Origin of the sequence: Anaeromassilibacillus sp. An200, assembly GCF_002160025.1 — a bacterium.
Taxonomy (GTDB): domain Bacteria; phylum Bacillota; class Clostridia; order Oscillospirales; family Acutalibacteraceae; genus Caccousia; species Caccousia stercoris.
Genome location: NZ_NFJU01000013.1, coordinates 45,057 through 69,969, shown reverse-complemented (window position 1 = coordinate 69,969; position 24,913 = coordinate 45,057). Strand labels below are relative to the sequence as shown.

General features: G+C 55.8%; 32 protein-coding genes. 14 read left to right on the top strand and 18 right to left on the bottom strand.

Annotated elements, in window-relative coordinates; genetic code table 11:
* Positions 1–227 precede the first annotated feature (227 nt).
* The 14 genes from B5F35_RS08325 to B5F35_RS08265 form a co-directional block, all read right to left on the bottom strand.
* The gene (locus B5F35_RS08325; RefSeq protein WP_162611379.1) at positions 228–2,627 is read right to left on the bottom strand and encodes a phage/plasmid primase, P4 family; all 2,400 of its coding nucleotides are present in this window, start codon (positions 2,625–2,627) and stop codon (positions 228–230) included.
* A gap of 13 nt (positions 2,628–2,640) precedes the next feature.
* Positions 2,641–2,970: a hypothetical protein gene (locus B5F35_RS08320; protein ID WP_087239912.1), complete on the bottom strand. Its 330-nt coding sequence runs from the start codon at positions 2,968–2,970 to the stop codon at positions 2,641–2,643.
* Positions 2,970–3,206 (bottom strand): hypothetical protein, encoded by a 237-nt coding sequence (locus tag B5F35_RS08315; protein ID WP_087239910.1) that lies wholly within the window; start codon positions 3,204–3,206, stop codon positions 2,970–2,972. The genes B5F35_RS08320 and B5F35_RS08315 overlap by 1 nt, the downstream gene beginning before the upstream one ends.
* Entirely contained in the window at positions 3,203–4,204 is a 1,002-nt protein-coding gene (locus B5F35_RS08310) for a DUF3102 domain-containing protein (protein WP_087239908.1), read from the bottom strand. The genes B5F35_RS08315 and B5F35_RS08310 overlap by 4 nt, the downstream gene beginning before the upstream one ends.
* A complete protein-coding gene (locus B5F35_RS08305; protein WP_140401182.1) occupies positions 4,201–4,401 on the bottom strand; it encodes a hypothetical protein in 201 nt (66 codons plus the stop codon). The genes B5F35_RS08310 and B5F35_RS08305 overlap by 4 nt, the downstream gene beginning before the upstream one ends.
* 167 nt (positions 4,402–4,568) lie before the next feature.
* Complete coding sequence (locus B5F35_RS08300) at positions 4,569–6,362, bottom strand: DNA cytosine methyltransferase (protein ID WP_087239971.1); 1,794 nt, start codon at positions 6,360–6,362, stop codon at positions 4,569–4,571.
* Positions 6,355–6,537 (bottom strand): hypothetical protein, encoded by a 183-nt coding sequence (locus tag B5F35_RS08295; protein WP_087239904.1) that lies wholly within the window; start codon positions 6,535–6,537, stop codon positions 6,355–6,357. Before B5F35_RS08295 ends, B5F35_RS08300 begins: the two co-directional genes overlap by 8 nt.
* Before the next feature lie 21 nt (positions 6,538–6,558).
* Entirely contained in the window at positions 6,559–6,978 is a 420-nt protein-coding gene (locus B5F35_RS08290) for a single-stranded DNA-binding protein (protein WP_140401181.1), read from the bottom strand.
* Positions 6,960–7,136: a hypothetical protein gene (locus B5F35_RS18695; RefSeq protein ID WP_162611378.1), complete on the bottom strand. Its 177-nt coding sequence runs from the start codon at positions 7,134–7,136 to the stop codon at positions 6,960–6,962. The genes B5F35_RS08290 and B5F35_RS18695 overlap by 19 nt, the downstream gene beginning before the upstream one ends.
* Before the next feature lie 64 nt (positions 7,137–7,200).
* Complete coding sequence (locus tag B5F35_RS08285; protein WP_087239900.1) at positions 7,201–7,380, bottom strand: hypothetical protein; 180 nt, start codon at positions 7,378–7,380, stop codon at positions 7,201–7,203.
* Positions 7,377–7,559, bottom strand: a complete 183-nt coding sequence (locus B5F35_RS08280; protein ID WP_087239898.1) for a hypothetical protein — start codon at positions 7,557–7,559, stop codon at positions 7,377–7,379. Before B5F35_RS08280 ends, B5F35_RS08285 begins: the two co-directional genes overlap by 4 nt.
* Positions 7,556–7,753: a hypothetical protein gene (locus B5F35_RS08275; protein WP_087239896.1), complete on the bottom strand. Its 198-nt coding sequence runs from the start codon at positions 7,751–7,753 to the stop codon at positions 7,556–7,558. Before B5F35_RS08275 ends, B5F35_RS08280 begins: the two co-directional genes overlap by 4 nt.
* Before the next feature lie 14 nt (positions 7,754–7,767).
* Complete coding sequence (locus tag B5F35_RS08270) at positions 7,768–8,019, bottom strand: hypothetical protein (protein ID WP_087239894.1); 252 nt, start codon at positions 8,017–8,019, stop codon at positions 7,768–7,770.
* A gap of 54 nt (positions 8,020–8,073) precedes the next feature.
* On the bottom strand, positions 8,074–8,283 hold the full coding sequence (locus B5F35_RS08265; protein ID WP_087239892.1) for a DUF739 family protein: 210 nt from the start codon (positions 8,281–8,283) through the stop codon (positions 8,074–8,076).
* Positions 8,284–8,527: 244 nt separating this feature from the next.
* Here B5F35_RS08265 and B5F35_RS08260 point away from each other — a divergent pair, with 244 nt between their 5' ends.
* From B5F35_RS08260 to B5F35_RS08250, 3 genes are read left to right on the top strand one after another with little or no spacing between them, the layout of a single operon-like run.
* Complete coding sequence (locus tag B5F35_RS08260; RefSeq protein ID WP_206424034.1) at positions 8,528–9,127, top strand: LexA family protein; 600 nt, start codon at positions 8,528–8,530, stop codon at positions 9,125–9,127.
* A gap of 26 nt (positions 9,128–9,153) precedes the next feature.
* A complete protein-coding gene (locus tag B5F35_RS08255) occupies positions 9,154–9,795 on the top strand; it encodes a hypothetical protein (RefSeq protein WP_087239888.1) in 642 nt (213 codons plus the stop codon).
* Positions 9,796–9,799: 4 nt separating this feature from the next.
* Entirely contained in the window at positions 9,800–11,386 is a 1,587-nt protein-coding gene (locus B5F35_RS08250) for a recombinase family protein (protein WP_087239886.1), read from the top strand.
* Positions 11,387–11,460: 74 nt separating this feature from the next.
* On the opposite strand, the gene B5F35_RS08245 is transcribed toward B5F35_RS08250, so the two are convergent.
* The 4 genes from B5F35_RS08245 to B5F35_RS08230 form a co-directional block, all read right to left on the bottom strand.
* Positions 11,461–11,886, bottom strand: a complete 426-nt coding sequence (locus B5F35_RS08245; protein ID WP_087239884.1) for a DUF4854 domain-containing protein — start codon at positions 11,884–11,886, stop codon at positions 11,461–11,463.
* A 115-nt stretch (positions 11,887–12,001) separates the two neighbouring features.
* Positions 12,002–13,375, bottom strand: a complete 1,374-nt coding sequence (locus B5F35_RS08240) for a DUF4129 domain-containing protein (RefSeq protein ID WP_087239882.1) — start codon at positions 13,373–13,375, stop codon at positions 12,002–12,004.
* On the bottom strand, positions 13,372–14,499 hold the full coding sequence (locus tag B5F35_RS08235) for a DUF58 domain-containing protein (RefSeq protein ID WP_087239880.1): 1,128 nt from the start codon (positions 14,497–14,499) through the stop codon (positions 13,372–13,374). Before B5F35_RS08235 ends, B5F35_RS08240 begins: the two co-directional genes overlap by 4 nt.
* 8 nt (positions 14,500–14,507) lie before the next feature.
* Positions 14,508–15,485 (bottom strand): AAA family ATPase, encoded by a 978-nt coding sequence (locus B5F35_RS08230; RefSeq protein WP_087239878.1) that lies wholly within the window; start codon positions 15,483–15,485, stop codon positions 14,508–14,510.
* 310 nt (positions 15,486–15,795) lie between these two features.
* Between B5F35_RS08230 and nagB the strand changes: the two genes are divergently transcribed.
* The 11 genes from nagB to obgE all read left to right on the top strand — a co-directional run bounded on the left by nagB (position 15,796) and on the right by obgE (position 24,908).
* Positions 15,796–16,548 (top strand): glucosamine-6-phosphate deaminase, encoded by a 753-nt coding sequence (gene nagB / locus B5F35_RS08225; protein WP_087239876.1) that lies wholly within the window; start codon positions 15,796–15,798, stop codon positions 16,546–16,548.
* A gap of 97 nt (positions 16,549–16,645) precedes the next feature.
* Positions 16,646–17,845, top strand: coding sequence for a coenzyme F420-0:L-glutamate ligase (locus tag B5F35_RS08220; RefSeq protein WP_087239874.1), 1,200 nt, complete (start codon positions 16,646–16,648; stop codon positions 17,843–17,845).
* Positions 17,846–17,907: 62 nt separating this feature from the next.
* Positions 17,908–18,345, top strand: coding sequence for an acyl-CoA thioesterase (locus B5F35_RS08215; RefSeq protein WP_087239873.1), 438 nt, complete (start codon positions 17,908–17,910; stop codon positions 18,343–18,345).
* Between the two features lie 4 nt (positions 18,346–18,349).
* Entirely contained in the window at positions 18,350–19,729 is a 1,380-nt protein-coding gene (locus tag B5F35_RS08210) for an MATE family efflux transporter (protein ID WP_087239870.1), read from the top strand.
* Between the two features lie 38 nt (positions 19,730–19,767).
* The gene (locus B5F35_RS08205; protein WP_087239868.1) at positions 19,768–20,910 is read left to right on the top strand and encodes a THUMP domain-containing class I SAM-dependent RNA methyltransferase; all 1,143 of its coding nucleotides are present in this window, start codon (positions 19,768–19,770) and stop codon (positions 20,908–20,910) included.
* Between the two features lie 38 nt (positions 20,911–20,948).
* Positions 20,949–21,854 carry a diacylglycerol/lipid kinase family protein gene (locus B5F35_RS08200; protein WP_162611377.1) on the top strand — a complete coding sequence of 302 codons (906 nt, stop codon included), beginning with the start codon at positions 20,949–20,951 and terminating at the stop codon, positions 21,852–21,854.
* A gap of 122 nt (positions 21,855–21,976) precedes the next feature.
* A complete protein-coding gene (locus B5F35_RS08195; RefSeq protein ID WP_087239864.1) occupies positions 21,977–22,465 on the top strand; it encodes a deoxycytidylate deaminase in 489 nt (162 codons plus the stop codon).
* Between the two features lie 161 nt (positions 22,466–22,626).
* Complete coding sequence (gene rplU / locus B5F35_RS08190; RefSeq protein WP_087239862.1) at positions 22,627–22,935, top strand: 50S ribosomal protein L21; 309 nt, start codon at positions 22,627–22,629, stop codon at positions 22,933–22,935.
* Between the two features lie 32 nt (positions 22,936–22,967).
* Positions 22,968–23,267: a ribosomal-processing cysteine protease Prp gene (locus B5F35_RS08185; protein WP_242969443.1), complete on the top strand. Its 300-nt coding sequence runs from the start codon at positions 22,968–22,970 to the stop codon at positions 23,265–23,267.
* A 3-nt stretch (positions 23,268–23,270) separates the two neighbouring features.
* Entirely contained in the window at positions 23,271–23,552 is a 282-nt protein-coding gene (gene rpmA, locus B5F35_RS08180; protein WP_087239859.1) for a 50S ribosomal protein L27, read from the top strand.
* 84 nt (positions 23,553–23,636) lie between these two features.
* Positions 23,637–24,908: a GTPase ObgE gene (obgE, locus tag B5F35_RS08175; protein WP_087239858.1), complete on the top strand. Its 1,272-nt coding sequence runs from the start codon at positions 23,637–23,639 to the stop codon at positions 24,906–24,908.
* Positions 24,909–24,913: the final 5 nt, after the last annotated feature.

Sequence of the window (24,913 nt, the reverse complement as noted above, 5' to 3'; positions counted from 1 at the left end):
TTTGGTGGAAAGAAACAAAAAGAAAGAGAATATTTTGTGAGAGGGTGGAGGGTTATGGAGGGTTGCGAAGGAGGGGGAGGAGCAAAAAATCCAGGCGGAATGCGGGTGGTGGAGGGTGGTGGAGGGTGTGGAGGGTTTTCGGAAAAGTTCCCTAGGAAAAAAGTAAGAAAAAGTTTCGGGAAACCCTCCACCTCTTCCACCACCCTCCACCAAGACATAAAAATCGATCACCGAAAGCTCTCCGGTGCGGAAAGAGCGAGCTCCTGTCCGGTTTCAGTGAGAGCTGCGTCAAGAAATTCATTGCAGGTTTTGGTTTTTCGTCGTTCAAAGTGGTAATTGTCTTGCAGCTCGCCGGAAAAACGTACCTGCGAGAGGGGAAAACGTTCCCCATGCTCCGTACACCAGGCGCGGTAGACGTCGTAAAGGCGAGCGGAGGGGATGGTGCTGCCCGGTTCCCGCGTCAGACAGTCTCCCACAAACTGCTGCATCTTGTCCATTTCCAGCCGGTATTCCTCATTTGCCCGGTCAATGCACGGACACGGCGGCAGACCCTCGCGGTACCAGTCGATCGCCCCCTGTACCGCCCAGCGGAAGATTCCCGCCTTTTCCTCGCGCAGCTTGTCGCCGAGCTGGGGATCCTTCTTCTCCGGCGGGATCTGTACGGTGAACGGCAGGAGCCGGATGCGCCGCCAGATGCCGTAGTCCGAGTGCTTGATAATCGGTTTGTAGTTAGTGGCCATCAGGATTTTGAACTCCGGCCGAAACTCGAATTCCTCCTTGTAGAGCCGCCGCGCCGTAATCACGTCATCACCGGTCATGGTTTTCACGAGCGCCTCATCGAGTACACAGCCGCCGGATGGCTCGGAGGTCGTTGTCAGTCGCACGCCTTTGAGACGGGCAAGGTCGGAGCGTGCGCCGGAGCCGCCGCCGCGGTCATTGCGCATGATGGTTTCGGCCTGCGCGTTCTTCGTGTAATCCCCGAACAGGGAGGAGATTGTATTCACAAAGGTGCTCTTGCCGTTGGAGCCGCTGCCGAACAGGAAAAACATGCACTGTTCCCGCGTGGAGCCGGTCAGAAAGTAGCCGACCATGCGCTGGATGTACAGCTGCAGCGCCTTGTCGTGGCCTGTGATTTCGTCAAGAAAGGCAAGCCAGCGGGGACACACGGCGTCGGGCAGATATTCAGCGTCGGCAAGCATGGAGAAGCAGAGCTTCCGGTCATGCGGACGCAGCTGTCCTGTCTTGAGATCGAGAATCCCGTTTCGGACGTTGAGGGCATCTTTGTAGCGGTCAAGCTCGTTGGGCAAAATTGGAATGCCGGTGAGATGCTGCGCTTCGTGAAGCATGGCTTCCTTCGCTTTGCTGGAGCGCGTACGCCGTACATGTTTGAGGATTTCTTCCCGGTTCGGCAGAGTTTCCGCGTCCTGGACAAGCCGCTGCAAAAGCTCATCCGCGAGACGCTTGATCTGCCCTGTCTGATCCTCAATCCAGCGGCATCCGTCCCAGTGCATCCAGACCTTGTCAATGTGATTGAATTTGACGTCGCGGTAATAGGCGTCGCGGAAGCGGTATGCGTTTCCCGTGTCGTCGTAGGTGTAAAGTGATGGATCGGCGGAAATCGGACTCCCGGCGGGTGTGTTCCCGGATGGGGAAGCAGGCGGGGGAGAGAAACGGAAATTTTCCGGCGGTTCTTCGGGAAGGGGAGGTCTGGAGGGACGGCCGGCGTGTTCCCGTTCCCGTGGGACAAATCCGGTTTGCAGCTGGCGCACAGCGCGTTGGATGGTATATTGGCCGTATGTCCTGCCGCCTCCGGCCGATCGATCCCACTTCGGCCGGAAAAGCCCGGAAGCGCGAAACACCCGGTCGATCCGGTCCAAGTCACCGTTGAACCAGAACGCCAGGTGATTGACAAGCGCATAATCCGCTTCACTTTGAGATGGATACTGGGAGGTGCTCCAGTCTCCACGGTACAGCCGTTCCATTTCTTCCCCGTTTCTGGATCGGAAAGCAATGCGAAGAATTTCATCGTCGCTCATATCGCGGACGGTTCCCGGCACGGGGGAGGGAGCCGGAGACAGCTTTGTCTGTTCCGGCGTCTCCCGTGCAAAATATTTCTGATGCAGCCGGGCAAGCTCAGCGGAGCAGTCGCGCAGCGGATATGGTTTTCCGTTCTCGTCACAGACGGCACAGCCCGTCACCGTGAAGTAGCGGCCTGAGTCATACATTTCAAGGCCGAGAGCGGGAACCTTCCGCCCTTCCCGCGACGGAAGAGAACCCTTGCACAGAATATGGACGCCTGTCCCACTGGGGGAAAATTCCGCGTAGCTGTGCAGAGCAGAGAGAAATTCGCGGGCCAGTGTGCTCAGCTCGCCATCCTCCACGCAGTGGTCAAGATCGACTCCGCAGATGCCGCGGCCGAGCTGGATGCCGAGCCCCTTCGCACCGTACTGCCTGATCGCGCGGCAGGCGTCCTCAAAGGTGCCCCAGGTCGCCGTGCTGCGGCAGTCCGCAGGGGGAAGCTTCCCGCGCTCGTCCGGGAAGGGGGAGAGGGGCATTTTATTCGGGTAGCGGTGGCATACCCATTGCGGCAGAGCTTTCAGCTCCCAGGGTATCATGTGGGTATCCATGGACATTCCCCCGTCATTGGTATTTGTTCGGGTCTCCGCGCCCGAAATAATCGTTGATATGTATTTTGCCATCCTCCAGGGCGATGCGCACCATCACGCCGCGCAGCTTGTCTTTCAGGAACGGCAAGTCCTTCGGACTGGAAACCGGACAGGAAAGACGCAGCAGATCCCGCCGCAGATAGTCCGGAAGCTCCTCTCCGTAAGGATATGTTTTTTGCAGGTTTTTCCCCTTATCCATCCCGGAAACCAACCGAAGAAACAAAATAAAAATGGGCCTGCCATGTCCGGAAAACTCACAGCAGGAATTTGTGACAATCGCCAGCTGACGTTCCACTTCCGCCATCATGCTTCCTCCAATTCTGCCGCAGAAAAGAATTCGACATACCGCTCGGCGGCGTACATTCCCACATACACAGCGGCGCGCTCCGGCGGGACAGGGTAGAGGGCGGGCTGCACGCCGGAGGCGTCCGTGAGAAACCAGTTTCCTTTTTTCGTGCGGTACAGCGTGTTGTCGCCAAAGTCCAGGATTTTTTCTGCTTTCTGTGTATCATAAATTCGTTTGCTGTAGATTGCTTTCATGATTCATCCTCCTCTATCGGCGGCAGCGTGCCGTCGGAATCCGCAAGAGCGAGATTCGCGGCGCGCTGCGCCATCGTGTAAAGCTCATCCCTCTGCCGTTCCAGCCGCTGCGCACACAGCTCCAGTTCCCGTGCGGCCACATCCACCGGCACAAGCCGGAAGAACGTGCGCAGCTGATCTGCCGCGGCCTGCACCGTCTGATTGAAGCGGAAAGCCGCCTCGACGGCCTCGTCCTCCGGGACGGGCTCGAGCTTCGCGGTCCTCGCCTCCTCGAGCTCTTCGCGCAGCGCTTCGAGCTGGCGGCGGTTTGCCTCATTCGCCACCCGCGCGCCCTCGAGCCGAAGGGCTTCCTTTTCCGATTCCGGAATTTCCGGCTTTTGATACGGCCGGGCACGCAGACGATCGACCTCCTCGCGCAGGGACGTGAGCGCGTTTTCCTTCGCGTCGATGTTTTTGCGGAGGGTCTCGGCAGTATCGCGCGATGCGCGCAGGCTGTACACAAGGCCTTCCTTTTCCTTTTCCGCCTGCTCGGCGCGGATGCGTTCCTTGGAGAGTTCCCATTCCGCTTCCTTCCGCGCCTTGACAGCCTCGTTTTTCTCCTTGATTGCGGCCTGCAGCTCGCGCTTTGTCATCTCGTCGACCGTCTTTTCCCGCCCGTTCACGGTGTGCGGCTCGGCGATAAATTCCTCCCGCTCCTCCGGCGGGAGCTGGAGCAGGGCGAGGAGCTTTGTGTAGGGCAAAAACGAAACCGGTTTCGTTTTTGGGTCAAATTCAGATGCGATCTTCATGAAATTCTGCGCCGTTCTCGGCGTGAATTCCACGCTCTTTTCGAGCCAGGCTTCCCACTGTCCGTGCGGGAGCTGCTCCTTCGCCTCGAGCAGGCGCTTGCCGATTTCCACGATGCATTGCCCCGCCTGCGCCTTGTAAAACTGGATTTCCTCCGTAATCGCCGAGAGCGGCCGGGAGGGCGGGGAGGAGGTCTTTTGCAGCGCGCTCATGAGGAGGCCTCCGGGGAGCGGAGCTCATCAAAGTCTGAAATTTCTATCGTAAACTCATACTCACTCTCCTCATCCAGGGCGACATAGACACCGTCATTTTCAGGAGACACACACGCATTCCAAAAGCCCAAATCTTCCCCGGTTGCTGCAATGTATTCTTCCTCTGAAATTTCTGTGGCCTTGAAATATCTGACCATAAAACGCTCCTCCTTGTTTGCGGAACGGCAATTCCGCTTCATTCCGCATCTTCCTGTTCTCTGGCGTACTGACAATCCTCACATTCCAGCTCCTCATTTGGATTGTCGCAGGGACGTTCCGCCCATTCCGGGCAATCGCACTGATATCTCATAGTCGTTCCTTCGTTTCAAGCTGTAATTGCTTTCTTGAGCTGCGCCATGGTCTCATATCGCTGTGTGCACCAATCGGGCAGGTTTGCCCGAACCAGTGCGGCAGCGAAAGGAGGCGGAACAGCATTTCCGCACCGGGCGACCTGTTTTGCCTTTTGGTATTCCTTGCCGGTATAATCATGGTCGATGATGTAGTCCTCAGGGAAACCGTTTGCATTGTACAGTTCCCGAGGCGTAAGCATCCGCAGGCCAATGTCCGCAATAAAATACCATGCCTCCCCCAGTCTCAGCAGGATAACTTCATCTTCCGCAAGTGCGTACCCGCAATGCTCATTCAAAAGCGCGCGGATTTCCGGCCAGTATCTCATATCTGCATCTGGGTGATACTTCACAATGACAGCCTTTACTTCTGCGAACTCTCCCGGACTGGCTGTAATTGTATGCAAGGGAGAACTTACCGTCTGCCCTAAGTCCTGTCCTTTAAATTTGCAAATGTGGGCGGCAACTACGGCCTCTCTATCTTTTGTGGTAACTGTATGTGTTGGCTTGGTTACATCGAGCGGATTCCCGTTTCCGAAATATTCCACCAGACAGGCGGAGGATAAGCCGTAGCGATTTGAAGCATCAATGGTGTTGATTGGTTCCTCAAGCTGCGACGCTCTGACATGGTCACTCTGCTCTGTGTGATACTGGATGAGTGATGGCGCTAGAACACATTCCTCGGCTTTCGAAACTTGCGTATGCGTTGGCACTCGAAGACTTCTGGTTCTATCTCCGCCGCCGATCTGACCGATGGCCATAAGGCAGGGCGTTGATAGAATTTGTCCGCCAGCCGTTCTGATCGTGTGTATCGGTTCTTTCGCACCTGTTCCCACGGAACTTCCTGTGTTTGAAAATGTAACCGGCGCAATAACAGGCTCCGCTATTCCTTCCGCATGGTGAGCAAGCACTGTTCCCAGCGGTGCAGCCGGATCTTTTATGTGTCCTGCTCCTATATGGTTGCATTGTACAATGAACGGTCTCCTGCTTTTGATGGTGAATTTGTCCACACCACGGATAATCCGCCGCATCGTGTTCGACCGCAGTGGGCGCTGCGCTGTTACGCCATATCGTTCTTTGATCTGCTGTTTGCTCTCGAAAATGGATGGACACGGAAGTTTCCAGTCAATGATTTCTGCCGCACCATGCCAGGGCGAAAGTTCGCCGCGGTTTACAGTATCGCTGTCCCTGGGTGCGTGTGTTGGTTTTGGCCACACAATCGGTCTGCCGTCGCAGCGAGCGACAAGGAAGAAACGCTTTCTTGTGGTAGGCGCCCCGTAATCTGCTGCGATAAGTTCCTTCCATTCCACGGCGTATCCAAGCCCACGGAGCTGACGGATGAATTTGCGAAAGGTTTGTCCAGACTTTGATTTAACGGGTTTTCCTTTCCTGACGGGCCCCCACGTTTGGAATTCCTCAACGTTTTCCAGAATAATGACGCGGGGATGAACAAGCCCCGCCCAGCGAAGCGCTACCCATGCCAGACCGCGGATGTTTTTATCGACAGGCTTTGCTCCCTTGGCTTTGGAAAAGTGCTTGCAATCCGGTGAAAACCATGCGAGACCGACTGGACAACCTTTACAAACCTTCACGGGATCGACATCCCAAACGTTTTCGCAGTAGTGCTGTGTGAAGGGATGGTTCGTTTGGTGCATCAGAATGGCGTCGGGATCATGATTGATAGCAATGTCCACGGGACGGCCTGTTGCCAACTCAATTCCTGTGGAGGCTCCTCCACCACCTGCGAAGTTGTCCACGATAAGCTCATTCATCATGCTTGCACACATCCTTCCCCCGAAGGCTCAGCATCTTCTCGCGCACGAGCTTGTCGATTGTCCGTCCATGGTCGCGGAAGCCCGCCATAGCCGTCAGCTTTTTAAGGTTTCCAGCTGTCTGCGCGGTGACGAGAACGCTCAGCCGGCGGAGATTTTTCTTTTCTCTGCTCATGTGCATCACATCCTTTCCCCGTCAAAACGGCAGGTCGTCCCCGCTGAGCGTGTCGCCTTCCTCGTCCTCCTGTGCGCCAGCTGCGGGTGGTTCGGGGAGGGGAGGCGCATCATGCTTCGCGGAGCTGTCACCGCAGAACCGCGCCTGCTCAGCGATCAGCTCGGTGATATATTTCTTTTCCCCTTGCTGGGTGGTGTAGGAGCGCGTTTCCATACGGCCCTGCAAAAGAATTGGCTTTCCCTTACGAAAATGCTTGCAGATAAAGTCCGCAAGCGAGCGCCAGGCGATGACATCGAAGAAGTCGGCGGAGGGCGTGCCGTCCTTTGTTTTGTATGGACGGTCAACCGCGATGCGGAAGCTCGTTACATGGATTTCGCTTTTTGTCATCGAAAGCTGCGGGTCCGCCACCAGACGGCCCATCATCACGACGCATTGGTACACGGTGATCCCTCCTTCCTGGGGCACGGCCAGTCGAGCGCGAGCAGGTCATAGCCGGAACGGCAGAACTCGAGGAAATTGCTGGTGGAGGCCGGAAGCTCAAGTCGACGGCAAAGGGAGAGGTAGACAGCGAAGGCTTTGCAGTTGTTTATGGGACGCATGAAAATTCCTCCTTGTTATGTAGAAATCGAGATGATCACATGACACGCCGCAGCGCGGGGGGAACTACCATTCAGTTCCTTCGAAATCCGCGAGTGCTTCTTTCGCTTCCTCCCATTTCGTAAGACTGCTGCCGATTGTGCTCTCTCCGGCGTTGTTTTCGACGTCTTTTTCGTACAGCTTCTGCAAGACTCTTTCCTGACTGCTCAGAATCCGATGAATATACGCAAGCGTCTTGATATTCATTCTGTTCCCTCTTCCTGTTTCTCCGTTTTTTTGGCAGCGCAGCGGGCACGATGGCGTGCGGCGTCTCTGGCTTTTGCACGTGCTTTTCCTTCCGGGCTGCGCTTGGGCGCGGCGTCGCGTTCCACCTGCCGATCCCACTCGCGCATGGACGCGAGTTCCTCTTGTGTCCAGCGGATCATCCGGTCATCCCCTGCTTTCTTCTCCTGGTCTCGGCGTCGAGCCGTTCCCGTCCTCCGGGCTCGCGAAGGATCTTCTCCGTCAGGCCGCAGGAAGCCATAGCCATAATTTTCAGGACGTGCTCGGGAATATCCTGCGGGGCAAAGTCAAGCCGCATCTGCGGCAGCCGCACCGCGGCGGGGGTGGTGGGTTTCATGGGGCATTCTCCTTTCAGGATTTCGAAATGGTTTCCGGATTAAAATGCGGGATACGGTTTTCGAGAGGGGTATCCAGAATCACCTCATAAACGTCCTTCTCTTCCACGGCGGCGACTCCGTGTTCCCGAAGGATGCGGCACAGTGTCGTTTTCCCCGTGGAGCCTTGCGCCCCGCGAATCAGAATGGTTTTCTGATTCCGGAGTGCATCTACAATCTCAAGAGCAAATTCCTTCCCCAGAAGAGAGTTCAGATAGTTGGTTAACATATAGCGCTCATTTCTTTGTTCTTAAAGTTAATACGCATAAGTTCAATATTGAACTTATATAGCAAAAAAATATTTGGGTATATGTTCCTTCTCAATTCCCATAAGGCTACACGCCTTGAGGATCTCTGTCTGCTTCCATTCAGATTTTCCGTTCAATTTTTGCGAAACAGTATGTTCAGACAGCCCGATCGCTTTAGAGAATTTTGCCTGTGTGCCAAACGTCTCAACGATTTTCCCGAGGAGTGCTGCATAGTTATAAGGCATCATATTCACCTCTTTTCATTGTTCAATATTGAACTTTCTGTCATCATATTACCGCTTGCACTCATGAAAGTCAATAGGATATTCAAAAAATTGAATTATTTTGTTTTTTATATTGAACTTATCTTCAATTTATGATATTCTTTAAAACAGAAGGGAGGGAAGCCTCTTTACTATGCAGACTACAGCACAAAGATTAAAACAAATAATGGTTGAAAGAAGTTTGAAGCAAGCAGACATTTTGCAAATGGCGCAACCCTACTGTGATAAATACCATATCAAACTAAACAAAAGTGATCTGAGTCAGTTCGTAAATGGAAAAGTGATTCCCGGGCAATGGAAGCTGACCATTCTTGGCCTTGCGCTGGGTGTTAGTGAATCATGGCTCATGGGCCTGGATGTTCCCATGGAACGAGAGAAAGCCTCCGATTTCCCGCAGTCCCCTGATATTCTCCCTCTCCCCAAAACAAAGCGCGTCCCGCTCCTCGGCACTATTGCCTGCGGCGAGCCGATCCTGGCGGAGGAAAATCTTGAGGGGTATGTCGAAGCGGCCGATGAAGTGGAGGCGGATTTCGCTCTCCGCTGCCGGGGGGACAGCATGATAAACGCCCGTATCTACGACGGCGATCTGGTCTATATTCGGGAGCAGCCCGACGTGGAAAACGGAGAAATCGCCGCCGTACTGATTGGGGACGAGGCCACGCTCAAGCGAGTGTACAAGTATCCGGGGCAGGTCGTATTGCAGCCGGAGAATCCCCAATACCCGCCGCTCGTGTATAGCGGCGAGCAGCTGCAGGATTTCCGGATTCTCGGCAAGGCTGTCGCGTTTTTGAGCAGGGTGAAATAAATTATAGAAGAAGGGAGGAACCATGTATGGATGATCGCAAGAACATGAACGAGAGCTCTCTGCCGGAAGAAAATCAGCTTTCTGAAGAAGCCTCTGTATCGGAATTCTCAGAACAGCTGCCGGAGGAAGAGCCGGATCTGCAGCAATCGAGTGAAAGGCAGCAGGGAGATACTCAAACATGGGTGATGAGAATCGTACTGTTCGTTGTGTTTGCCGCTATTGCCGTGGGTATCATCATTTCTGTTGCAGACAGGTCGAGGCAGGCGGAGGAAGATGCGTTGGCAGCCTCGGCCTCCGCAGAGATTTCTGCGGAGCTCGAAAAAGTGAGGGAAGAACTTGCTCCCTCCGAACCTCCGTATACACAGGAAAATATTGACGCACTAACCTATGCGCTCGATTTGCTTGACGCCGAGCCGCTCTCCCGCAGTGCATTGATCGATCGTCTGCGCGAAGACGGATTTTCTTCTGATGACGCGTACTGGGCAGCGGATCATTGCGGTGATGTGTGGAATGAACAAGCATTCCGTATTGCGCTGGCCTACATGCGGGGGACGGACTTTACATCGGAGGAAATCGCTGCCGTTCTTATCGATGAAAAGGAATTTACGACATCAGAGGCAATATATGGCGTCGCCAAGGCCGAAGTGGAGATCGAGCAGGGCGGGTGAGCGTATGGGCAAAAAAGCGGAAACGTCTGGAGAGAAAACCGGCGTCATCTATGCCCGCTACAGCAGCCACGCACAGAAGGATGCCAGTATTGAGCAGCAGGTGCGGGAGTGTCTGGTTTTTGCGAAGGCGCAGGGCATCCATATCGCGGCAACGTATGAGGATAGAGCCATCTCTGGTAAGACGGATCGACGCCCGAACTTCCAGCGGATGATGAAAGACGCGGAAAAGCGGAAATTTCAGTATGTTGTCGCCTGGAAGTCGAACCGGATGGGCCGCAACATGCTGCAGGCGATGATGAACGAAGCCCGTCTCAACGAACTGGGCGTGCGCGTGCTCTACGCGGAAGAGGACTTCGATAACACAGCCGCTGGGCGCTTTGCCCTGCGCTCGATGATGAACGTCAATCAGTTCTATTCTGAAAATATGGCCGAGGATATCCGCCGAGGCCTGCGTGACAACGCGATGCAGTGCAAGGTCACGAATGGAACGCTGCCGCTCGGTTACAAAAAGGACGAAAATCTTCACTATGTTCTCGACCCGCCGAACGATGAAATTGTGCGGGAGATTTTTGGCCGCGTCGCCTGTGGCGAGCCGTTTGTCTCTATCGCCGAGGATCTCAACGCCCGCGGCGTAAAAACAAGCCGCGGCGGCCGGTGGGGGAGGAGCAGCTTTCACGCACTGCTCTCGAACGAGCGCTATACCGGTGTGTATATTTATGGAGACATTCGCGTAGAAGGGGGCATTCCGCAGATTGTGGATAAAGGGCTTTTCTATCGGGTACAGGAGGTGCTGAAAACGAAAAATAATCCACAAGGTCGACCGCGCGGCGGAGGCGATTATCTTTTGACAGGAAAGCTGTTCTGCGGGCTTTGCAAGAGCCCGATGGTCGGCGTCTCCGGCACCGGCAAAAACGGGCAGCTGCACCACTATTATATATGCCAGAAACGGCGACAGGAGAAGAGCTGCAAGAAGCAGAATATCCGCCGTGATGTCATCGAGCGGCAGGTCGCCGCTGCGATGAAAGAGTACATCTTGCGTGATGACGTGATTGAGTGGCTTGCAGACAAAGCGATTGCCTGGGCGAAGGATTATCGGGGTGAAACCGGCATCGGAGCCCTCGAAGCCCAGCTCGCCGAAAACAAAAAGGCCACGAAGAATCTTCTCGCAGCCATTGAAATGGGAATTATCACGGAGTCCACAAAAGAACGTCTCCTGGAACTTGAACGGGAACAAGCCATGCTTGTTTCACGGCTTGCCGAAGAAAATGCCTCCCTGGTTTCCTTCTCACGCGACGATATTATTTCTGCGCTGTCTCTTTACCGTGACGGCAGCGTCGAGGACAGAGCCTTTCAGGCGAAGCTGTTCGATGCCTTTCTGGTTGCCGTATATCTGTACGAGGATCATTTCAAGCTTGAGTTTCACATTGGAGGAAAGAGTGGGATTGATGTTCCGCTGGAGCCGTCTATTGTGGATAGTCTCGACAGTGCAGATTCTGAGTGTTCGTATGAGATCGCTTTTGAGCCACCAGATGGACATTACATGAACACCTACTTTTTCAAAGGCAACTTTGCCGTAAGAGTGTGGTTGTGATGTCAAACAGAAAGAAGAGAGTGGCAAACGGCCACTCTCTTCTTTTTGCTATTTTATATATAATTTACGCCCTTTCAGGAAGCTTCGCTTTCCACGCTGCCTGTGAACTCACGGGACAGAATCTCGCTGCCGTCCGCGTTAACATAGCGCAGAACGATGGAAGGGTTCTCCACATCGATCTGTTCGCGCATCTGCTGGATGACCTCTGTGAAGGAGGAAGCCTGTGCATCAAACTCCATTTCCAAAGCGGGGATGGTAGCGGCCGCATCAATCTGTGTGGAAACGGCATAAGTGAAAACGAGCTTATCTCCATCCGCCGAAGCCGTAATGGTCAGGCCGTCCGCTTGATACTGTTCGGAAGCCTTCTGCACTTGCTGCTGGACCTCCTCGGACTGCACGAATTCCTCCACGGAAGCATAAGGCTTTTTCTCTCCGCCGCCGCAGGCTGCACATGAGAATACCAGGCAGACAGCGAGAAGAATCCCTATTATTTTTTTCATAACATCCTCCCTTCTCTTTCCTAATTGAAAGATTCCTTCTAAATGTAACTCTATCCTGTTTTTATCGGGATGTCAAGGCTTCGCAACAGTGTTTTCAGAAAATTAAAAATGCACGTTAAAACCGTTTGGACAGACGCTCCAGCAGGGAAAGCATTTCAGAGAGAGAGGTGGGAGCAGCCTCTTCCTCGTTATAGCGCAGCTGCTCGTAAGCCGCAACGGCGTGCTCCGCTCCAAGACCCGGTGCGGCTTCGGAGGCTCGCCGCAAAAGCTCCTCTGGCGTATCGCTGGGCAAAAGCTCCACGCCAGCCAGCTTGAGACCACGGGCCAGCAGGGCGTAGCCATGCCGAAGTTTTTCAGTTCCGTCGGGCATCCTGCGCAGCGCCCGCAGATCGCGTCTCCAGATTCGCGCGGAGGAGGGGGAAAACAAGTGCAGGCTCTCTCGATCATGGGTCAGCTCTTCTACCGTATCGAAATATCCGGTTTCCTCTTCGCTGTGCGGTGCACGGCGGCGAACGGCAAACAGCGCACGCAGACGGTGGATCAAAGCAAGCAGTACCTGCCGGACAGCATTTCCGATCACACGGCGTTTCCAAATCAGCAGAGCAGCGGCTGCCAGCAGAAGAAGGGGCGTCACCCAATCCGGTCCCGCTTGTTCTTCGCCCTGCGAAGGGAAAAAATCGGAAGGATCCTGCATTTCTTCTCCTGTGCTGATTTCATCGGAAGAAGAAAAAAGAGAGGACAGATACAGGAGTCCCTGAAGAATCAGAACAGCAAGCTGACGCACCAGATCCAGCACAAAGGCGATTGCCGCACCAAGAGGACGATAAAACAGCAGGCAGACCAGAATGGCAAGCAGCACTACAAGCACCAGCGCAAGATTATAGCGGCGGATTTTCGATGGAAGCTGATCCATCCGGTGACCGCGCCGCTGCATCAGAAAGTCAATCTGTGCCTGGTTGCAGGACAGCTCATGGATTCCCAGCGTGCAGAACAGCAAAATGGCGAGGGGGAGACAGCTTCCGGAGAATCCCCGCAGAGATTGGAGCGCCCAGACGGCGGCGCCGCATCCCAGATATCCGACAAGGGCAATGGTGAAAAAGGCACGGGTTGCAACAGTGTCATAGGGAAGAAGCGTCATCCGATCTCCAACAAGGAAGGCCGCCAGGCAGGAGACAGCCAGCGGCAGGCCGGGCAGGAGGTTGGCTCCGAAAAGAAAAAAGACAGCCAAGGAGAGCAAAATCCCTGCAAGCAGGAGAAGGATATTTCCCGCTGGAAGGGGGTGCTTACGGCGATCCAGAAGTGTGCGAAGACCAGCTCCGCAGAAACCGCAGACAATGACGGCCGCTTCCCCCAAAAGAGAGAGTGGGACGGAGGCTTCTCCACGCAGAAACCAGGCAAGATAGCAGAGAGGGTAAAGAAGCAGGAATGCAGCCAGAAGGCCCAGCAGCTTGAGAACCCGCAGCAGGCGCGATCCTTTGGACTGTGTCATAACGCCGCGCCTCCCTTCTGCGCGGACGGCGCCTGTACCATACAGATATCCAGATCGCCCGCTTCCGCAGGAAGGGGATTGGGATCCAGAAGATACAGGCGTATCGGAACACCGGCGTCCATCTTATCATGGGCGAAGCGAAGAATCGCGTCATCGAGATAGCAGGTCACAAGGATGATATCGGTTGCCGTCAAACTGTCGTGAAGGGCGTTGAGGTAAAAGGGAAAATGCTCGCCGCTCTTTAAGGGAAGGCGGGCCAGAAGCTCCAAAAGGCTGTGCAGGCAGCTTTCTCCCCAGGCTTCTTCGGTTGCAATGGCATCCGGTGTGTTGGCCAGAAAACGCAGAGGGATGTTTTCTCCGGCTGTCTGCTCAAAGAGAGCGGCGCAGGTGCGGATGGCGTTTTCCAGCAGATCGGCGTCCACTGCGCCGGAATTGGCATATTCGCGCGTCTGCATATTGAGAATGACAGCCCGGCTCTGTGAGGAGGAGGAATCGTTCTGGTAGACCATCAGGCGGCCTTCCCGCGCAGTAGCGGGCCAGTGAATGTGGTTCATCGGATCTCCCTGCTGGTATTCCCGCACTCCCGCAATGAAAAAGGGATCCGGAAGAAGGCTGCGGCGCACGCAGGTTTCTCCCATGTTCCGGCTTATCGAGATAAAATTCTCCTCGAGATCCAGCGCTTTCGGGAATACTACCACTTGACTTCCCGCTGGAGCAGTCGAGGAAAAGGAGGCCCCGCCAAGGAGATCGGAGGCCACAAGGACTGTCTTTTCAATGGTGAACACCCCGCGTTTGAGGCAGCGCCCCTCCCAGGTTCTGGTAACGCGCTGAAAGCTCCGTACCAGAAAAAAGCTGGAAATAAAGCGCGTGTCTCCCGTAACAACGGATTGCAGTTCGGAAAATTCCAGCCATTTGGAGGTGGTGATTTCCGATTTGAGCCAAGGCAGCGGCAGCAGCTTGCGGTTGGAGACGACCTCTTGCAGCCGGATACGATCCCCCTCAACGGCTTCGCGCCGGTCCAGCGAACAGGAGTAGTCCAAACGGCGAAAGGCATACTTTCGGTACAAGACACCTTGCAGCCAAATGGCGGCGACAAGGAGCAGCAGCAAAACAATCAGTTCCATGGCGGTCCTCAGCGCAGGGAATCTTCGGTCGGAGCCGGGACACGCACCAGAATCTGACGAAGAATTTCAAGAGCTTCCGTTTTGGCTTGTGCTCCGCGGGCGGCACGGCACAGGACACGGTGACACAGGACATCGGCGCAGACCGCCTTCACATCGTCCGGCAGTACGTAGCCGCGCCCCTCCAGAGCTGCGTGCGCCTGTGCGGCGTGCAGCAGTGCGAGGGAGGCGCGGGGGCTTGCGCCATAGCGCAGGCCTTCATCTGTGCGGGAAGCTTCCGCGATTGCCACAATATAGCCGCACACGGCTTCTCCGGCAAACACTTCACGGCACAGTCTTTGTGCCCGGATTACTTCCTCCGCCTGTGCCACGGGCTTTAACGTGTCCAGCGGGCTGGAAGCGGAAAAGCCGAGCAGCATCCGTTTTTCATCCTCCGCGGCAGGGTATCCCATGGAAAGACGCATGAGGAAACGGTCAAGCTGTGCTTCCGGCAGAGGGAAGGTTCCTTGAATCTCAATGGGGTTTTGTGTTGCCATTACGAGGAAGGGCTCTTCCAGACGATGCGTGACTCCGTCAACGCTCACCTGACGCTCCTCCATACATTCCAGCAGGCTGGACTGAGTGCGAGGTGTGGCGCGGTTGATTTCATCCGCCAGCAGGATATTGGTGAACACGGCTCCCGGTTTGAATTCAAAGCGCTGCTCCTTCTGATTGTAAAAGCTCACGCCGGTCAAATCAGAGGGAAGCAGATCTGGGGTAAACTGAACTCGTCCAAAGGAACAGCCGACCGATCGGGCGATCGCTTTGGCCAGCGTGGTCTTTCCCGTACCGGGGATATCCTCCAGAAGGATGTGTCCTCCGGCCAGCAGGCAGATGACGGCCTTTCGAATAATCTCCTGTTTGCCCATAATAACGGTTTCAATATTTTGAATCAGCTTTTCTCCCAGCTCCCGGACGGGTGTGACGTCCGGCCTTTCCTGCTGTGCCATCGTGTGATTCCTCCCATATCAGTTTTCCCTGGCGGCTGCTCCAATCTGCCGCCGCAGGGAGATGTATTTTTTAGTGATTTTATTGTATCATGAAAATCCTGCAGCGAACAAGGGGGAATCTGTGCGGGGAGACTTTTGCGGGAAATGAAGGAGGACGGAAACGGTCTATGAACTTTTTCTTGCGGAAAAAGTTTGGAAAAGGGTGACTTTACTCGTCTCCTGTGTTACAATAGCGGCAGAAGCGGAAAAGCGGACCACCTGCTGTGCAGAGAATCCGTTGTTCCCTCGGTGAAGAAGGAGGATGTATTTTATGAGAATCATTGCTACTCCGGATTATGATCAGATGAGTAAAAAGGCTGCCGGAATTCTGGCGGCTCAGGTCATTCTCAAGCGCAGCAGCGTGCTGGGGCTTGCGACAGGCTCCACGCCGCTGGGGATCTATCGCTGCCTGATTGAATGGCACCGCGCGGGGATGCTCGATTTCTCGCAGGTTCACAGCGTCAACCTTGACGAATACTGCGGTCTTGCCCCCGACCACGACCAAAGCTATGCGTACTACATGCGGGAAAATCTGTTCCGCCATATCAATATTGATCCGGCGCATACCCATATCCCGAACGGTCTGGCAGAGGATGCGGAGAAGGAGGGACGGCTGTATGACGCGCTGATCCGTTCTCTGGGCGGAGCCGATATCCAGCTTCTCGGCATCGGGCACACTGGACATATCGGCTTCAATGAGCCTGCCGATGACTTCCCGGCTCTCACGCACCGGGTGGCGCTCAATCCCAAAACGATTGAGGCGAATTCCCGTTTCTTTGCTTCGGAGAATGAAGTTCCGCGCTACGCCGTCACCATGGGAATCGGCTCGATCATGAGCGCGAAAAAGATTCTTCTTGTGGCCAGCGGGAAGGACAAGGCCGATATTCTGTATCGCTCCTTCTTCGGCCCGATTACGCCGCAGGTGCCTGCTTCCGTGCTTCAGCTGCACCCGGATGTCACTGTGGTGGCTGATGAAGCCGCACTGAGCGTTATCCGGGAGAAAGAGCCCGAAGCGCTGAATTGAGCCATACAAAGGCAAAACTTCAAAATTAACAAACATTCTGAGCCGGAGCCTTTGGAAATCAGAGGCTCCGGAAATTTGACAGGGAGGAATCAGAAAGATGGAAAGAATGGTTGGAACCGTATCGCGCGGTGTTCGCGCGCCGATCATCCGGGAGGGAGATGACCTCGCGGCGATCGTGGTCGATTCCGTGCTGAACGCTTCTCAGGCGGAGGGCTTTGATATCCGCGATCGGGACGTTGTGGCGGTGACGGAAGCCGTTGTGGCCCGTGCGCAGGGAAACTATGCGTCCATCGACGCCATTGCCGCGGATGTGAAAGAAAAGTTTGGAGAGGAAACGGTCGGAGTGATTTTTCCGATTCTCAGCCGCAACCGCTTTTCCATTTGTCTGAAGGGCATAGCAAAGGGCTGCCGCAAAATCGTGCTCATGCTCAGCTATCCTTCCGATGAGGTGGGCAATCACCTGATTGATCTGGATGAGATGGATGAGAAGGGTGTGAACCCGTGGAGCGATGTGCTTACGGAGGAGAAATACCGCGAGCTGTTCGGCTATCAGAAGCATGTGTTCACCGGTGTGGACTATGTGGAGTACTATAAGACCCTGATTGAGGAAAGCGGGGCACAGGTGGAAATTGTGTTCGCCAACAATCCGAAGGCGATTCTCTCCTATACCAAGAACATTCTGACCTGTGACATTCACACACGTGCCCGCACCAAGAGGATTCTCAAGGCGGCCGGCGCAGAAAAAGTGTACGGGCTTGACGATATTATGACCAAGAGTGTGAACGGCAGCGGCTATAACGACAGCTATGGCCTGCTCGGTTCCAACAAGGCAACGGAGGAAACCGTGAAGCTCTTCCCGATTCACTGCCAGGAGATGGTCGATCGCATCCATGCGCTGCTTCTGGAAAAGACCGGTAAAAACGTGGAGGTTATGATTTACGGCGACGGTGCGTTCAAGGATCCGGTCGGAAAGATCTGGGAACTTGCCGACCCGGTTGTCTCGCCGGCGTACACTCCCGGCCTGGACGGAACGCCGAACGAGGTCAAGCTGAAGTACCTCGCGGATAATGATTTTGCAGGCCTGTCCGGCGAAAGCCTGCGTGATGCCATCCGCACCGCGATCCGGGAAAAGGATGAGCGCGCGGAGAACCTTAAGGGAACCATGGTCACACAGGGTACCACGCCGCGCCGCTTGACGGATCTGATCGGCTCTCTGGCGGATCTGACTTCCGGAAGCGGTGACAAGGGAACCCCGATTGTGTATGTGCAGGGTTATTTCGATAATTACACAAAATAAGGGAAAGTGCATGGGGAGGAGGCGGCCCGCCTTCTCCTTCCTTTTTGAGGAGGAATTCTGTTATGCGGTGGGAGCCGTATTTTCATAAAGTGCAGTATTACGAGACGGACGGCATGGGGATTGTCCATCACTCCAATTACATCCGCTGGTTTGAGGAGGCCAGAGTTGACTTTCTCGCTCAGATTGGGATGCCGTTTGAGCAGGTGGAAGCGCGGGGAATTGTCAGCCCGGTGCTGAAGGTTTCCTGCGATTATAAATCCATGGCCCGCTTTGGAGAAACCGTGCGGATTATGGTTTCCGTCAAAGGGTATACGGGCGCAAAGCTTTTTCTGTCCTATCAGATAGAGGACGCGGCTTCCGGTATGCTGCGCTGCGCGGGAGAGAGCAGTCACGGCTTTTTGAGCGATGGGCGGCCAGTTTCCCTGCGCCGGGCGGCTCCGGATTATGACGGGATCCTCCGTGCGCTGCCGCACGACAACGAGAGACACGAAGAGGGCTGAAACCATGGCAAGAACGAATGATCTAGGACGGGATCCGGTTGGACCGCTCGTATTCCGGCTGGCGATTCCCTCAATGCTTGCCCAGTTTGTCAACGTCCTGTACAGCATCGTGGACCGCATGTATATCGGAAATATTCCGGTGATTGGAGACGCGGCGCTTGCGGGAGCAGGAGTTTGCGGCCCCATTGTGACGCTTATTTCCTCCTTTGCCTTTCTTGTCGGTGTGGGCGGTGCGCCGCTCATGGCCATGAGCATGGGAGCAGGAGATCGCGAACGGGCCAGAAGGATTCTTTCCAACTGTGCGATGATGCTGACGGTTCTCGCTGTTGTGCTGACAGTGGTTCTCCTTCTGACGAAGGACGCCATGCTGATGGCTTTCGGAGCCAGCGAGGAAACCTTCGTGTACGCAGACAGCTATCTGACCATTTATGTTTTGGGAACCGCCTTCGCGATCCTTTCGGTGGGATTGAACCAGTTCATTATCTGCCAGGGCTTTTCGGGGATTGGAATGACGACGGTGCTGATCGGTGCGGCGCTGAACATTGCCCTGGATCCCGTTTTCATTTTTCTTCTCGGCCTGGAGGTGCGCGGAGCGGCGATCGCCACGGTGATTTCCCAGGCGGCCAGCTGTGTGTTTGTCATTGTGTTCCTTCTGGGAAAGCGGGTGCATGTGCGGCTCTCTTTTGGAGGGTATTCCTGGGCTCTCATGCGCAAGGTTCTTCTGTTCGGTCTTTCGCCCTTTATTATTGTGGCCACGGACAGCATCCTGCTGATTGTCCTCAATACCGTCTTGCAGCGGCACGGCGGCGCGGAGATGGGCGATGTCTATGTGACGTGTGCCACCATTGTACAGAGCTATATGCAGATGATCACCATGCCTCTGGCCGGGATCACCGGTGGAACACAGCCGATCCTCAGCTTCAATTACGGGGCCAAGCAGATCGCGCGGATCAAAAAAGCTTATCTTTTTATCTTTGGACTGTGCCTGGCTTTCACCACAGGGATGTTTCTGGTCAGCCAGCTGGCCGGAGGCGCGTTTGTCGGGATTTTTACGCAAAACCCACAGCAGGTGGAGCTTTCCGTGTGGGGAATCCGTGTGTTTACGCTGGGAGTAATTCCGCTGGCGCTGCAATATGAGGTGGTGGATGGCTTTACGGCTCTGGGAATTCCAAAACTCGCTGTGACGCTCTCTCTGACGCGCAAACTGCTGTATCTGACACTCACGGTGGTGCTGCCAATTTTTCTGGGGGCGGCGGGCGCGTTTTACGCCGAACCGGCGGTGGATATCCTGTGCGGGCTGGCGTCCATCACGGTCTATGCCCTTGTGATCGGGCGGATCCTGCGGGAACGGGAGATCGCTCCGGATGAGACGATCCGGGCCTGAAAATATTTTGCGGCGAAGGCTGCGCAAGGAGCGGTAACATGAATCAATATCAGATGGCGGTCCCCTGCCTTCTGGGGGTCGAGGGATTTGTGGCGGATGAGCTGCGCGCCATGGAAGCGCAGAACGTGGAGCCGCAGAACGGGCGCGTCCTCTTTACAGGAGGAGATGAGCTGCTGGCCCGCGCGAACCTGTGGTGCCGGTACGGAGAGCGTGTTTTGATCCAGCTTGGCAGCTTTCGGGCTCTCACCTTTGAGGAGCTTTTCCAAGGGGTGCGCGCTCTGCCGTGGGAGGAATGGATCGGAAAGAAGGATGCCTTTCCTGTGAAGGGAAGAAGCCTCAATTCCAAGCTGTCCAGCGTTCCCGCCTGTCAATCCATCATCAAAAAAGCGATTGTTGAGCGTCTCAGCAAGCGGTATGGTGTGCCGTGGCTGGAGGAAACGGGAAGCCTGCATCAGGTGCAGTTCCTGCTGATGAAGGATCAGGTCAGCGTGATGCTGGATACCAGCGGGCCTGGCCTGCACAAGCGCGGCTACCGTGGGAATTCTGTGGAAGCGCCGATCAAGGAGACGCTCGCTGCATCCATGATTCACCTGTCCCGTCTGCGCTGGGACGGAGCGCTGTACGATCCCTTCTGTGGATCGGGAACGCTTTTGATTGAGGGGGCGCTGTACGCCCTGAACATTGCGCCGGGCCTGCGGCGGCATTTCGCGGCGGAAAAGTGGGAGTCGGTCGCGCCCGGCGTATGGAAACGGGAAAAGGAGCGCGCTCTTTCGATGATTCGCCGTGACGCGGCCTTTGAAGCGCATGGCTCGGATCTCGCTCCGGCGGCTGTCTCACTCACGATGGAGAACGCGCGCAAAGCGGGCGTGGTGGCGCGGCTGCATGTGGAGCAGAGAGCGGTGTCGGATTTTGCCCCGCAGGGCGATCGCGGATGGGTAGTCTGCAACCCTCCCTACGGAGAACGATTGCTGGATGTGCGTGCGGCCGAGGAGATTTACCGTGAGATGGGGCGCGTGTTTCCGCAGCGTTCCGGCTGGAGCTATACCGTCATCAGCCCGGACGAGACGTTTGAGAAATGCTTCGGACGCCGGGCGGACAAGCGCCGCAAGCTGTACAACGGCATGATGAAATGCCAGGTGTATCAGTATTTCAGAGCGCCGCGCGAAGGCGGGAGGATTTGACGAATCTTCGGAACAGGCGGCGCAAAGGGGGGCGGAACGTGAAAACAATTTTTCTGGTGAATCCGACAGCGGGCAGGCGGGATCCGCGCCAGACGGTGTTGCCGCCGTTTCTGGAATATTGGGAAAAACGCGGTGCGCCCTTTGAGGTGATCGTTACACAGTCTCCCGGCCATGCGGAGACGCTGGTGCGCGAGCTGGCGACCCGGGGAGAGGAGCTGCGTGTTTTCGCGGTGGGCGGAGACGGCACGTTTCGCGAGGCGGCCTCCGGTGCGGCGGGACAGGAAACCATTTCTCTGGGGATTATCCCATGCGGCTCGGGGGATGATTTTGTGCGGAGCTTTGGGGGACGGGAATGTTTTCTGTCTCCCGCGCACCAGTTTGACGCCCGGCCCCGCAGGCTGGACCTCATTCTCACGGAATTCGGCTGCGCCGCGGATATGTGCGCCATCGGGCTGGATGCGGCTGTAGCGTATCATATGGTACAGTTCAAGCGGCTTCCTCTTGTCAATGGATCCATGGCATACAATCTCGCGCTGGTCAAGTGCTTTTTCAGCAAGCTGGGATTTGAAATGGACGTTACCATAGACGGGAAGGAGCACGTTTCCGGAAACTTTGTGTTTGCCCTGGCGGGAAATGGGCAGTATTACGGCGGCGGCTATCGGGGAGCACCCCGCGCCGTGCCGGATGACGGCCTGCTTGACTTTGTGCTGATCCGCACGCCGGGGCGCGCGAAGATCCTGCGGATGCTCGGCACCTACAAACGCGGCGGTCATCTGGATTCCGAGGTGTTCGCCCCGTATCTGATTTACCGGCGCGGCCGGAAAATGGAAATTTCCTCCGGCAAAGAGGCGATCGCCACCTGCGACGGCGAGTGCGTCAAAACAAAGCAGATTTCCTTTACCGTCAGCCCCGGCGCATTTGCGTTTCTTCAGCCCGCGCTGTGAAGGGAAAAATCGCGCATGGAGTCGAAAACCACTTGATTCCGGGGCGAAAATTCTTTATCATACATATTGTATGGAAAGAAGGTCAGCGAAACGGCACGAGCACAGGAAGGAAGGAAACGGATATGGTACGCACGGACAAGGAAAATTATTATCTGGATATCGCGGAGACGGTTTTGGAGCGGGGAACATGCCTGCGCCGGAATTACGGCGCCATCATCGTGTGCAACGATGAGATCGTTTCCTCCGGCTACAATGGCGCGCCCCGCGGCCGTGCGAACTGCATTGACTGCGGCGTGTGTATCCGGGAAAAGCTGGGGATCCCGCGCGGCGAGCGGTATGAGGTGTGCCGCTCTGTCCACGCGGAGGCAAACGCCATCATCAGCGCTTCCCGCAAGGAAATGCTCGGCGCAACGCTTTATCTGGTAGGCCGCGACGCGCACACGGGAGAGTATGTGGAACATGCTTCCTCGTGCTCCATGTGCAAGCGTATGGTGATCAACGCCGGAATCACCCGTGTGGTAATTCGGGATACAAAAACGGAATACCGCGTTGTGGAGGTAAAAGATTGGATCGAGCACGACGAGAGTCTGGAGGGACTGTTCGGCTATTGAGCCGGGCGGGCGCTTCTGTTTCGGGCGGCAAAGATCGGTTTTTCATGTTGACAAGCTTGACGGAATGTGATATGCTATTTAAGCCGCTTATTACGGGCTTTTCAAGTGGGCAGACGCTCCGCCCGGAGATAGCGAGTTTACAGTAAAGGCAGGACTTTACCATGTTTGCAGTAATTGAGACCGGCGGCAAGCAGTACAAGGTTCAGTATGGCGACGTTATCTACGTCGAGAAGCTTGCGGCGGAAGAGGACTCTGTCGTGGAGTTCAAGGTGATCGCCCTGAACGACGAGAACGGCCTGAAGATCGGCGCTCCCTATGTGGACGGCGCTTCCGTTAAGGGCAAGGTTCTGAAGAACGGCAAGGCTAAGAAGATCACGGTGTTTACTTACAAGCCGAAGAAGAACGAGCAGCGCAAGATGGGCCACAGACAGCCCTACACGAAGGTTCAGATCGAGGCCATCAACGGCTGATTGCCCGGGCAATGATCCAGGCGGATTTTTTCGTGAACGTCTCAGGCGATCTGACGGGCTTCCGGCTGACCGGACATTCCGGATCGGCGGAGCAGGGAAGCGACATCGTATGCGCGGCGGTTTCCTCCGCGGCATACATGACGGCGAATACCGTGTCGGATGTCCTGCGGGCGCAGGCGCACATCACAGCCGACGAGGGATATATGAGCGTGCGGGTGGCCGAACGTGACGTGCGGGCCTGTCGCGATCTCCTCGAAGGCTTCAAGCTCCATCTGTTGGGGCTGGAAGAACAGTATCCACAGAACATTCAAGTGAGTTATTTGGAGGTGTAAGAAATGCTGAAGATCAATATTCAGTTGTTCGCTCATAAAAAAGGTATGGGCTCCACCAAGAACGGCCGTGATTCCGAGTCCAAGCGTCTCGGCGTCAAGCGTGCCGACGGTCAGTTCGTTCTGGCCGGCAACATCCTGGTGAAGCAGCGCGGCACGCACATTCATCCCGGCGTGAACGTTGGCAGAGGCTCCGACGATTCCCTGTTCGCCCTCGTGGACGGCAAGGTGAAGTTCGAGCGCTACGGCCGCGACCGCAAGAGAGTCAGCGTGTACGCTGAGCAGTAAGAGGCTGGCAGACAAAAACCCGGGCAAACGGAATTGCCCGGGTTTTTTTGACTTTTTCGCCTTCCGGAAAGGATGGGATTGCAGATGTTTATCGACAGCGCGAAGATTAAAATCAAAGCCGGAGACGGTGGAAACGGCGCGGTTTCCTTCCGTCGGGAAAAATATGTGGCTGCCGGAGGCCCGGACGGCGGAGACGGCGGACGCGGCGGAAATGTGGTCTTTCAGGTGGACGACAACCTCTCCACACTGGCCGATTTCCGTTATAAAAGAAAATACGCGGCGGCGCGCGGCGGGGACGGCAGAGGAAACCGGTGCAGCGGGAAAAAGGCCGACGATCTCCTGATCCGTGTTCCGCGCGGGACGCTTCTGCGGGACGCGGAGACGGGCCGTCTGGTGGCGGATCTTTCCGGCGACGAACCGCAGGTGATCGCGCGCGGCGGACGCGGCGGCTGGGGCAACAGCCATTTCGCCACACCGACGCGCCAGGTGCCGAATTTCGCCAAGCCCGGCACGCCGGGCGAGGAGATGGAGCTGGTCATGGAGCTCAAGCTTCTCGCGGACGTGGGACTGGTGGGCTTCCCGAATGTGGGAAAATCGACGCTGATTTCCGTGGTCAGCGAGGCAAAGCCTAACATCGCGAACTATCATTTCACCACGCTGACCCCGGTTCTGGGCGTGGTACGGATGGGGGAGGGCCGTTCCTTTGTGATGGCTGACATCCCCGGCCTGATTGAGGGGGCGAGCGGGGGCGCGGGGCTGGGGCACCAGTTCCTCCGCCATGTGGACCGCTGCCGTCTGCTTTTGCATGTCGTGGACGTTTCCGGCAGTGAGGGCAGGGATCCCAAGGAGGATTTCCGCATTATCAATGAGGAGCTGAAAAAATTCAATCCGGAGCTTGCGGAGCGTCCCATGCTTGTCGCGGGCAATAAGTGTGATCTGACGGACGACGAGACGGTGGAGGAGTTCCGCCGCTTCGTGGAGGAGCAGGGCTATGAATTTTTCCCGATCATGGCGGCGATCGCCTATGAGGTGCAGCCCCTGCTCAACCGGATCTCGGAGCTTCTGACGAAGCTGCCGCCGATCCTGCGCTATGAGCCGGAGCCGAAGGAGCTTCCCAAGGAGGACAGCTTCTCCGGGCACCGGGTGCAGATCACAAAGCAGGACGGCGTGTATCTGGTGGAGGGCGATTGGCTCCCGCAGCTGATCCGCTCCGTCAATTTCGACGATTACGAGTCTCTGCAATATTTCCAGCGCGTGCTGATTTCCTCCGGCGTGATCGACGCTCTGCGGGAAGCAGGCGTCCAGGAGGGCGACACGGTGAGCATGTACGATCTGGAATTTGATTTCATGGAATAAAGGGG